This is a genomic window from Roseiarcus sp. (assembly GCF_049514155.1).
GTDB lineage: Bacteria > Pseudomonadota > Alphaproteobacteria > Rhizobiales > Beijerinckiaceae > Roseiarcus.
In genome coordinates, this window is sequence record NZ_JBEKVH010000143.1 from 1 (window position 1) to 9,551 (window position 9,551).

Consider the following 9,551-nt stretch of genomic DNA (forward strand, 5'->3'; position numbering starts at 1 on the left):
ACGCGTTCGCAAAAGTATCGGCCGTCACACGGTGAAATACCCGAACGAACCCGTGCGCCCGAAGTCCCCCAAAGCCGCCCAAGCGCCAAACTGAACGTCGTCATGAATAGGAAGGGCTAGTTGCGCCGCAACTGTGCCGGTGTCACCCCGCGTCGGGACAAAGATCACCAAGATTATTGCGATGCTCGAAGGCGAGCACGGCGCGACGGTCGCCCAGCTCGTTGCGGCAACTGGTTGGCTGCCCCATACGACCCGCGCCGCGCTGACGGGGTTGCGCAAGCGCGGCTACACTCTGACCTCGGACCGATCGGACCGAACACGTGGCTCAATCTATCGGATCGTGTCCGCGCGTTCGTCGGACGAGGCGACTGAAGCAGCCGCCGCTGGCGGCGCCGTCGCCAGAGACACTGGCCCGTCCGAAAGCGGCGCTGACGATCAGCCCGTTCGCCACAAGCATCGGACCGGGGCGACACGTAGCTCCGCCAAGGCGCGAATTCGCAAGGCCGCCTGATGGCGCGGCTGAGGAAAACCAGATCCCTGGCCAAGGCGCCGGCTCAACCGGCGCCTCTAGCGGACGATCGAGAGCGGCTGAGCCAACTCGTTTCGAGCCTGCCCGACCTCGACAGGCGTCAGCTGCTCCTTCAGTGGCGCAACCATCTAGGCGGGACCGCTCCCGCCCACTTGCCGACATGGCTGCTGGCGCGCCTGCTCGCCTATCGAATCCAAGCCGCCGCATTTGGAGATGTTAGCGCGACGACGCAGCGACGGCTGCGCAGCCTCAAGGACGCGGGGGATCATTCTACCCCCGTCCCGTTCGCCAACCGCTCGCCGGCCACACGTGACGGCGTCGACCTCCGCCCCGGCGCCCTGCTGGCGCGCGAATGGCGGGGCCGGCTCGAGCGCGTCTCCGTGCTCAGCGAAGGCTTCGCCTGGAACGGCGATACCTACGCCAGCCTGTCGATGGTCGCCAAAGCGATCACCGGCACAAGTTGGAACGGCCATCGCTTCTTCGGCTTGCGATCCGGCCGCCAGACGCCTGCCAGGGCAATGCCAGCGAAGGCGAGGCAAGCGAGGGCGACGCCATCAGCACCCTCGCAGTCTGAGGCGGCCCCGTGACGCCGGAGGGCCACAAGTCGACCCTCAAGTGCGCGATTTACACCCGCGTCTCCTCCGACAGCGGCCTCGAACAGGAGTTCAACTCGCTCGACAACCAGCGTGAAGCCTCGGAAGCCTACATTAAGAGCCAGGCCCATGAAGGCTGGAAGCTGATCCGTGACCATTACGACGACGGCGGCTTCTCTGGCGGCTCGATCGATCGCCCGGCGCTACAGAATCTACTCGAGGACGTGAAGAAAGGTCGGATCGACGTCATCGTCGTCTACAAGGTGGATCGCCTCACCCGTTCGCTCGCCGACTTCGCCAAGCTGGTTGAGCTCTTCGACGCTCATGGCGTGTCTTTCGTTTCCGTCACGCAGGCCTTCAACACGACCACGAGCATGGGGCGGTTGACGCTCAACGTGCTGCTGTCCTTTGCCCAGTTCGAGCGGGAGGTCACGGGCGAGAGAATCCGCGACAAGATCGCGGCGTCAAAGAAGAAGGGGTTGTGGATGGGCGGCGTTGTTCCGCTTGGCTATCGGGTCGAGAACCGGGCGCTGCACGTCGTCGAGGAGCACGCCGCTCTGGTGCGGCAGATCTTCCGCCGCTACCTCGAGCTCGGCGCAGTCGTCCCGCTCAAGGTTGCGCTCGACAGCGAGAACGTGCGCCTCCCGGAGCGGATCGATGGGACCGGAAAACACACGGGCGGCGGCCTCATCAGCCGCGGACATTTGCATAATATCCTGTCGAGCCCGATCTACGTCGGGATGCTCCCTCACAAGGGTCGCGTGTACGACGGACAGCACGAGGCGATCATCGACGCCGAGACGTGGAACCGGGTTCAGGCCCTGCTCGGCGACCACACCCACCGTCGCAACAGGAATGTTCGATCAACGGGGCTCTGCTCGCCGGCAAACTCTATGATGATCGTGGCCATCGGATGAGCCCAAGCGAAGTCTCTCGGGGATCGCGGCGCTGGCGCTACTACGTCTCGCAAGCCATCCTGCAGGGGCGCAAGCCGGAAGCCGGATCCTTCCCCCGACTCGCTGCGGCGGAGATCGAGAACAAAGTCCTTCGGGCCGTTCGCGGCGCTGTTGGCCCAAACGCAGACAGTCTCTCATCCCACAACATCCGCGACGGCCTTGAGCGCGTGGCGATCGGCCGCGCTGGTTTGGCCATCGAGTTGAATGACCGTTTGGCCGCGGTGGACGGCGGCAATACCATCCATCTTCCCTGGACGCCGCGCTCCCCCCAACGTCGTCGCGAGATCGTGCAGGGAGACGGCTCTCGCCTGACCGCGCTTCGGCCGATGCGGAGCGAGGCGCGAAGCCGATTCGCCATCGGGCTCCGCAACGCTCGGCATTGGCTCGATCAACTTGTCGCCGACCCAGCCGCCTCGATCGCATCGATCGCGGCGCGCGAGAAGCGCACGGAGCGATCGATCCGCCAGACCCTTTCGCTCGCCTTCCTCGATCCAGCGCTGGTCGAGGCGGCGCTCCAAGGCCACCTGCCTCGGGGCTTCGGGCTGAAGCGGCTGCTCGACCTTCCGGTCGCTTGGCCCGAACAATGGTCGAAGCTCGGCCTCAAGGCCCCTGCCCGCCCCTGATCGTCCGGAAGCTTGATTCTAAGAGACGCGACAGCCGCGCGCCGCCCGTCCGTCCCTGTCGTTTGAGACCCGAACTCGCGGCTTGAGCGCGCCACGCGATGCCGGAGCGGGAAACGGAATTGCGCCGCCTCAGACTCTCCGCCGGTGTCGCGCTCTGGCGGCCGGATAGGACCGCCTGACCGGAGCGCAGACCATGACGGCCCTCGCTAACTCACGGACTTGTCGTCGGTTTTGTCTTTGAGGGAAACCGCCGCCGCGCGCGCGGACGGACTGGTGGAGCTGAGGGGATTCGAACCCCTGACCTCTGCAGTGCGATTGCAGCGCTCTCCCATCTGAGCTACAGCCCCGTCCGCGCGGCTGTTTACGTGCGCGCCCCGCAGGTGTCAACGAAAGAAAGCGGGAATAGGCTGACAAGGAGCCTCCATGCGGGCCATACTCGACGTCCTGATTATTGCGCTCAATCTCTACAAGCTGATCATCATCGTCGCGGCGGTCATGTCGTGGCTGATCGCCTTCAACGTCGTCAACGCCCGCAACGAGGTTGTCCGTTCGGTCTGGAGCGCGCTGGTGGCAATGACGGAGCCGGCTTTGCGGCCGATCCGCCGCTACCTGCCCAACACCGGCGGCCTCGACATTTCGCCGATCATCCTCTTCCTGCTCATCCTGCTGGTCGAGGAAATCATCACGCTCTACATCTACCCCTACGTGTTCTGAACGCCGCCTGTGAGCGCCCCGTCCAAGACCGCCGCCGGCCGGTTCTTCGAGGACTTCCGCCTCGGCGAGACGCTCCGCCACGCGACGCCGCGCACACTCACGGTCGGCGACGTCTCGCTCTATTCGGCGCTCTGTGGGACGCGCTTCGCCGTGCAGAGCGCCGAGACCTTCGCCCGCGCGATCGGCTATCCGCAGTCGCCGGTCGACGACCTGCTCGCCTTCCACGTCGTGTTCGGCAAGACGGTCGCCGACGTCTCGCTCAACGCGGTCGCCAATCTCGGCTACGCCGACTGCCGATTTCTCAAGCCGGTCTATCCCGGCGACACGCTGTCGGCGACCTCCGAGGTGATCGGCCTCAAGGAGAACTCCAACCGTGAGAGCGGCGTCGTCACCGTCCGTTCGCAGGGCTTCAATCAGCACGGGCGGCTGGCGCTCGAGTACGTGCGCTGGGTGATGGTGCGCAAGCGCGACGCCGCCGCGCCGGCGCCGAAGACCCACGTCCCCGATCTGCCCGCGTCGGTTGCGCCAGCCGAGCTCGGCGCCGCCTGCCCGCAGATCGACGCGGCCGCGTACGATTTTGCCCTCGCCGGTTCGCCCCATCGCTGGGGCGACTACGCTACGGGCGAGCGCATCGACCACGTCGACGGCGTCACCGTCGAGGAAGCCGAGCACCAGATCGCGACCCGCCTCTATCAGAATACCGCCAAGGTCCATTTCAACCTGCTTAGCGAGAGCCAGGGCCGGTTCGGCCGGCGGCTGATCTATGGCGGCCATGTCATCTCGCTCGCGCGCGCGCTGTCCTTCAACGGCCTCGCCAACGCCTTCCACGTCGCGGCGATCAACGGCGGCCGGCACGTCGCGCCGCTGTTCGCCGGCGACACGGTTTTCGCCTGGAGCGAGGTTCTGGAAACGGCGGCCCTGCCCGGCCGCGCCGACGTCGGCGCGTTGCGGCTGCGCACGATCGCGGCCAAGAACCGCCCGTGCGGCGATTTTCCCGCTCGCCAGGGCGACGGCTACGAGCCGAGCGTCGTCCTCGACCTCGACTATTGGGCGCTGCTGCCGCGCTAGAGGGACCGCAATGCGCCTGCCGAGCGACGCCGCGCTGATCCTCGTCGACCTGCAACTGGCGATCGACGACGCGCGCTGGGGCCCGCGCAACAACCTGGGGGCCGAGCGGGCGATCGCCGCGCTGCTCGCCGCCTGGCGCGAGGAGGGCCTGCCGATCGTCCATGTTCGGCACGATTCGGTCGAGCCGGACTCGCCCTATCGCCCGGATCGGCCGAGCCACGCCTTCAAGCCGGAGGCGGCGCCCCGCCCCGGCGAGGCGGTCGTGGGCAAGAGCGCCCACAGCGCCTTCGTCGGCACGACGCTCGAGGAAACCCTCGACGGCCTTGGCGCCACGACGCTGGCGATCTGCGGCGTGCTGACGCACAATTCGGTCGAAGCGACGGCGCGCCACGCCGCCGATCTCGGCTATCGCGTCTTTGTCGTCGCCGACGCCTGCTGGGCGGTCGCGCTTGCCGACGGCGCCGGCGGCTTCTGGCCGGCGGAGATCGTCCATCGCCTCGCGCTCGCCTGCCTCGCCGGCGAATACGCGGCGATCGTCGACGCCGATATGACTGTGGCGGCGGCGCGGCTCGCCAAAACGCGGCTGCGGTCGAAGGAGACCCCCGCCGAGGCCGGCGATTGAACGGAACGCGCGGGCGCCGGCGCACGCGGCGCTTGCTCCAACGGGTCCGTCGGCGCTAATTCGCCTTGGGGTCTTCGGAGGGTCCGAGGTGGCGCCATACTCGATCGCGATCATCGGCGTCGGCAAGATTGCCCGCGACGAGCACCTTCCGGTCATCGCCCACGATCCGAACTTCCGCCTTGTCGGCGTCGTCAGCCGGTCGGGCGCGCAGGTCGAGGGCGCCCCCACGTTCGCAACGCCCGCCGAGCTCTATGCAGCCGCGCCGGGTCTCGACGCCGTCGCGATCTGCACGCCGCCCAACGTCCGCCACCGCCTCGCGCGCGAGGCGATCGACGCCGGCAAGCACGTCCTGCTGGAAAAGCCGGCCGCGCCGACGCTCGCGGAAATCCGCGATCTGACCGCCCACGCCGCGGAGCGCGGTCGGGTCGTCTTCGCCGCCAGCCATTCGCAATACCATCGCCCGGTCGAGCCGGCCCGGCTTCGCCTCCTCGGGCGTCGGCTCGCTCGCGTGGCGATCGAATGGACCGAAGACGTGCGCGTCTGGCATCCCGGCCAGGAATGGATCTGGGAAGACGGCAATTTCGGCGTGTTCGACTCCGGCATCAACGCGTTGTCGATCCTCGCCAAGATCGCGCCGGGGCCGGTCTACGTCAAAAGCGCCGAGCTCCATTACCCCGCCAATCGCGACACGCCGATCGCCGCTTCGCTCGTGCTGGTCAGCCCCGCCGCCGAGCCCGGAGCGCAACTGACGGCGGCGTTCGACTGGCGGCGCAGCGGCGGCCAGACCTGGCGCGTCGACATCGACGTCGTCGACGGGCCGCGCCTCAGCCTGGTCGACGGCGGCGCCAAGCTGTTGGTCGACGGTCGCCTGGAGGCGACCGATCCGACGACGGAATACGCGGACGTCTACGCGCGTTTCGCCGAACTCCTCGCCCGCGGCGAGAGCGTGGTGGACAGCGCCTCTTCCCAACTCGTCGCCGACGCCTTCCGGCTCGGCGAGCGCAAGATCGTCGAACCGTTCCTCTGGTGACCCCGCCGCCCGGCGGCGCCGGTTGGCGATCACGACTTTGTGTAGCCTCGCGCGCCGGCCCTCTGCGCCGCCCGCCGACCGACCAGCGGAAGCGCAAGATCAAGCGGCGCCAGCGCGGGCTTCGACGGGGACGGCCTGACGCGCTGACGCGGAGACCTTCGCCGCGCTCAGCCGCGGCGCGCTTCGACGAGGCGTTCGAGCTGCCGCCGCCACGCGCGCGGCCGCGCCAGCTCCCAGGCCGGCTTCGCCGAGCGTCGGTCGTCATGGGCGTGCAGCCGCGCGACCAGCGCCCGCGCGTCCTCCCGCTTCAGATCGACGCGATGGTCGGCGATGAGGTCGAGCGTCTCTTGCGGCGCGCCGGCGCGTTCGACCACCGCCTCGTAGGTCAGCTGCTTGAAGAACAGACCGCGCGCGCTCGCCGCGAGCGCTTCGGCGAGCGCCGCGTCAATCGATCCGGCCGTCGCGAGGCGGCGAATGGTCGCCTCGACGTTCACCAACGCTTCGGTCAGCGGCTGATGGCCGAGCTCGGCGGGGGCGTGGAGCTGGGCGACGGCGCTGTCGTCGATGAGATCGCCGCTCATGTAGCGGGCGAAGATTTCGCCGACGCCGATCATGCCGAAACGCGCGCATTCGGCGGCGCGCAACGCGCCGAGACTGCCGCCGCCGTAGACCGCGACGCCCTCGCTCAGCGCGAACAGGATCTCCTTGTGCCAGGGCGCGGCGACGTCCTCGTAGCGGCCGTCGACGAGGCCGATCGCCGTCGCGCCGTCGAGCGCGGCGGCGGCGACGTCGCCTTGCGCCGCGGGGCCGCGGCAGATGATTTCCGGCGCGGCGGCGATGCGCCCCGCGACGATGTCGCCGTAAAGCGACGGGCCGGCGAACAGCGCTTTCATCGCCGCGCGAGCTTGGCGCGCAGCGCGCGCTGGCCGAGCGGAAAGCGGCGCGCGCCGGGAACCGTCTCGAGATCGGGAACAAGCGCCTTGGCGACGGCGAAGCCGCGTTCGCCCGCCTCGAGCGGGACGACGATCGCCGAGCCGGCGCCGACCGCTCTCAACTGCTGCGCGATGTGGCCGATGTAGCCGGCGGGCGCGACCGCGGCGGCGGCCGGCGCGCCGGCCGACGGCTCGGCGGTGACGAACGGCAGCAGGTCGAGCGCGATCCGCGCGCGGTAGTCGCCGGGATCGAAGTCGTCGCGCGCGCCGGAGATCGCGGTCAGGCGCGACTGCGCCGCTTCGGTGACGGCGCGAATGGCGGCGCGCGCCGGATCGGGATGGCAGCCGCTGCCGCTCTGCAGGTCGAAGTGGCGCCAGCGCGCCGGGTCGCCGTCCGGCGGCGGCGAAATCGTGGCGAAACAGACAGGGATCGCGACGTCGGTCGCAATGTCGAACAGGCGCAGGCGAAGCCCGGCCGCTTCGATTCTTGCCGCAAGCGCGGCGAGCGCAGGGTCGTCGAAATCGCGCGGATCGCGGCAGCGTCGCCCGACTTCGGCGTCGCCGGCGAGCGACCACAGCGTCAGCGCGTCGCGCTCGACGCGCTCGCACAGACCGTGGAACGCCGCTTCCCAGAGCACGTTGCCCGAGGCGAGACCGTCGGTCGATTGCCAATAGCGCGCCTCGCCCGCCTCTTCGCCGAGCCTGACCGCCTCGAGCGGAACCCAGACCGGCGCTTCGTCCATCAGATCGAAACCCTCGATCCAGTCGATCGGTTCGTCGGGCGCCGGCGGCGACGCGCCGAGGCGCAGCAGTTCGACGAGCGGCGCCGCCCGGCGCCCGGAGGCCGCCATCGCGCGCAGCGATAAGCGCAAATGCGGCAGATCGCGCCGCTCGGCGGTGGCGACCTCGATCGCCTCCATCATCGCCGAGGCGGCGGCGGCGTCGTCGTCGACGCCCTTGCCTTGCGACACGGCGAGCGTCGACGCGTTCGGACGAACGGCCGCCCAAACGGGAATGCCGACCTCGTCGAGCCCGGTCAGCCTCGCCAGTCTCGTGATCCCGAAGTCCGCCAGCCGCGGGCGCAGCGCGGCGAGCGTATCAGTCGGCGCGATGACGCGGTCGAAATAGCGAGAAACGACGCCGCGCGCTTGCAGCGACGCGGCGTCGATCACTTTATTGCACGACGTGCAGCGGGAACGCGGCGGCCGCCGAACGCTCGTCGGCCGCGGCGAGCGTCTCGACCTCGATCACCGGCGCCCCGAGTCCGCGAGCGGCGTTCGCCGAAATCTCGGAGACCGCCGGCCTGTCGAAACTGACCAGCCAGAAACGGCCGTCGTCCTTGGTGCGCAGAACTGTCGCTTTGCTCATGCTTCTCTCCCGTCATTCGCCGACCGAAAGCCGGTCAGCCGAATCCCGCGATCCGCAAGCCCTCCGAGTAACGTTGGACGAGGTCCTTGTTGCGGCAGGGCGCCATCGCCAACCAAGAGCGGAGATCGAAGTTGGGATTGAAGTCCATTGCCGCCTTCACCACCCGCCGCGCCCCGGCGACGTCGCCGATCAGCGCGCGTGCGGCGGCGGAGATGCGGAACGCCGGCGCCGGATTGCTCATCTGCTTGACCTGCAGCAACGTCGCTCCATAGTCCTCGCGGGCGAAATGGGCGCCGGCGAGCACCCAGCGAATGTAATCGCCGCTGGGATCGAAGGAGCGGACCAGCTCGTCGAGCATGGCGATCGCTTCGCGCGATTGACCGTTGAAAACCAGCGCGTCGGCGAGGTCGGCGCAAACGCCCTTGTCTTCGGGACACAGACTCGCCGCGCGGTTGAGACACGCGATGCCGTCGTCGAGCCGCCGTCGATAGACGCGCACCAGGCCGAGCATGTGATAGCCGCGGTGGTCGTCGGGACTGATCGCGATCGCCTGCTTGGCGAACAGCTCGGCGTACTCCAACGGCGCAACTTCAAAAGGCGCCCGCACCAGCCATTCCATGACGTGCGATCGCGCCAGCGCGGCGATGGTCGGCACGAAGTCGGGGGCGACGGCCTGCGCCGACTTCAGCAGGCGGCGCGCGCGCCGGATCGACGGCAGGTCGATCGCGTTGAGCAGCCGCTGCGCCTCGAGGGTGAACCGATAGGCGATGCGCACCCCATCGACGGTGTCCCGCAGCGAGATCTCGTGATCCTCGACATGACGCAGAATCGAGTTCAGCGTGATCGGCGCGCGCTCGAAATATTGGCTGCTGTCGATGAACGACGCGGCCCAAAGAATCTGGCGCTCCGGCAGATTGAGCAGGCGCAGCTGAATGGCGCTGACGTGGCCTTGGGCGAGGCGAACCTCGACGAGGTAGTCGGCCGCTTTCTGCGTCTCGTTTTCGCTCGGCGCGTCGACCGCGAGCACGGTCAGCGCGCGGGTCTGCGCCAGACGGGTGGCGATGTCGGCGCCCAATTCGGCGACCAGCTCGCGCCCGGTCGCGGGCGCATAGCTCG

General features: G+C 68.8%; 12 protein-coding genes and 1 tRNA gene. 8 read left to right on the forward strand and 5 right to left on the reverse strand.

Features of this window, described 5'->3' with window-relative positions:
• Positions 1–139 precede the first annotated feature (139 nt).
• The 4 genes from ABSF49_RS17035 (at position 140) to ABSF49_RS17050 (ending at position 2,701) form a co-directional block, all read left to right on the forward strand.
• Positions 140–511, forward strand: coding sequence for a DUF3489 domain-containing protein (locus ABSF49_RS17035; protein WP_424113856.1), 372 nt, complete (start codon positions 140–142; stop codon positions 509–511).
• Complete coding sequence (locus ABSF49_RS17040) at positions 511–1,116, forward strand: DUF2924 domain-containing protein (RefSeq protein WP_424113845.1); 606 nt, start codon at positions 511–513, stop codon at positions 1,114–1,116. Before ABSF49_RS17035 ends, ABSF49_RS17040 begins: the two co-directional genes overlap by 1 nt.
• Entirely contained in the window at positions 1,113–2,039 is a 927-nt protein-coding gene (locus tag ABSF49_RS17045) for a recombinase family protein (RefSeq protein WP_424113846.1), read from the forward strand. The genes ABSF49_RS17040 and ABSF49_RS17045 overlap by 4 nt, the downstream gene beginning before the upstream one ends.
• Positions 2,040–2,290: 251 nt before the next feature.
• Positions 2,291–2,701 (forward strand): resolvase, encoded by a 411-nt coding sequence (locus ABSF49_RS17050; RefSeq protein ID WP_424113847.1) that lies wholly within the window; start codon positions 2,291–2,293, stop codon positions 2,699–2,701.
• Between the two features lie 271 nt (positions 2,702–2,972).
• On the opposite strand, the gene ABSF49_RS17055 is transcribed toward ABSF49_RS17050, so the two are convergent.
• A tRNA-Ala gene (locus tag ABSF49_RS17055) sits at positions 2,973–3,048 on the reverse strand.
• A gap of 76 nt (positions 3,049–3,124) precedes the next feature.
• Here ABSF49_RS17055 and ABSF49_RS17060 point away from each other — a divergent pair.
• The 4 genes from ABSF49_RS17060 (at position 3,125) to ABSF49_RS17075 (ending at position 6,135) form a co-directional block, all read left to right on the forward strand.
• Positions 3,125–3,415, forward strand: a complete 291-nt coding sequence (locus ABSF49_RS17060) for a YggT family protein (protein ID WP_424113848.1) — start codon at positions 3,125–3,127, stop codon at positions 3,413–3,415.
• A 9-nt stretch (positions 3,416–3,424) separates the two neighbouring features.
• Entirely contained in the window at positions 3,425–4,483 is a 1,059-nt protein-coding gene (locus tag ABSF49_RS17065; RefSeq protein ID WP_424113849.1) for a MaoC family dehydratase, read from the forward strand.
• Positions 4,484–4,493: 10 nt separating this feature from the next.
• The gene (locus ABSF49_RS17070; RefSeq protein WP_424113850.1) at positions 4,494–5,105 is read left to right on the forward strand and encodes a cysteine hydrolase family protein; all 612 of its coding nucleotides are present in this window, start codon (positions 4,494–4,496) and stop codon (positions 5,103–5,105) included.
• 88 nt (positions 5,106–5,193) lie between these two features.
• On the forward strand, positions 5,194–6,135 hold the full coding sequence (locus ABSF49_RS17075; protein ID WP_424113851.1) for a Gfo/Idh/MocA family protein: 942 nt from the start codon (positions 5,194–5,196) through the stop codon (positions 6,133–6,135).
• 167 nt (positions 6,136–6,302) lie between these two features.
• Here the strand turns inward: ABSF49_RS17075 and ABSF49_RS17080 are convergent, their stop codons facing one another.
• From ABSF49_RS17080 to ABSF49_RS17095, 4 genes are all read right to left on the reverse strand, one after another.
• Positions 6,303–7,028 (reverse strand): TfuA-like protein, encoded by a 726-nt coding sequence (locus tag ABSF49_RS17080; RefSeq protein WP_424113852.1) that lies wholly within the window; start codon positions 7,026–7,028, stop codon positions 6,303–6,305.
• Positions 7,025–8,239 (reverse strand): YcaO-like family protein, encoded by a 1,215-nt coding sequence (locus ABSF49_RS17085; RefSeq protein WP_424113853.1) that lies wholly within the window; start codon positions 8,237–8,239, stop codon positions 7,025–7,027. The genes ABSF49_RS17080 and ABSF49_RS17085 overlap by 4 nt, the downstream gene beginning before the upstream one ends.
• A 1-nt stretch (position 8,240) precedes the next feature.
• Positions 8,241–8,435 carry a hypothetical protein gene (locus ABSF49_RS17090; RefSeq protein WP_424113854.1) on the reverse strand — a complete coding sequence of 65 codons (195 nt, stop codon included), beginning with the start codon at positions 8,433–8,435 and terminating at the stop codon, positions 8,241–8,243.
• 34 nt (positions 8,436–8,469) lie between these two features.
• Positions 8,470–9,551 (reverse strand): tetratricopeptide repeat protein (locus tag ABSF49_RS17095; RefSeq protein WP_424113855.1); only part of this gene is annotated, 1,082 nt, incomplete at its 5' end.

Bases quoted from the DNA above. Each gene is read 5' to 3' on its own strand.
- ABSF49_RS17040 (WP_424113845.1), top strand. From the start codon at position 511: ATGGCGCGGCTGAGGAAAACCAGATCCCTGGCCAAGGCGCCGGCTCAA.
- ABSF49_RS17060 (WP_424113848.1), top strand. From the start codon at position 3,125: ATGCGGGCCATACTCGACGTCCTGATTATTGCGCTCAATCTCTACAAG.
- ABSF49_RS17070 (WP_424113850.1), top strand. From the start codon at position 4,494: ATGCGCCTGCCGAGCGACGCCGCGCTGATCCTCGTCGACCTGCAACTG.
- ABSF49_RS17080 (WP_424113852.1), bottom strand. From the start codon at position 7,028: ATGAAAGCGCTGTTCGCCGGCCCGTCGCTTTACGGCGACATCGTCGCG.
- ABSF49_RS17090 (WP_424113854.1), bottom strand. From the start codon at position 8,435: ATGAGCAAAGCGACAGTTCTGCGCACCAAGGACGACGGCCGTTTCTGG.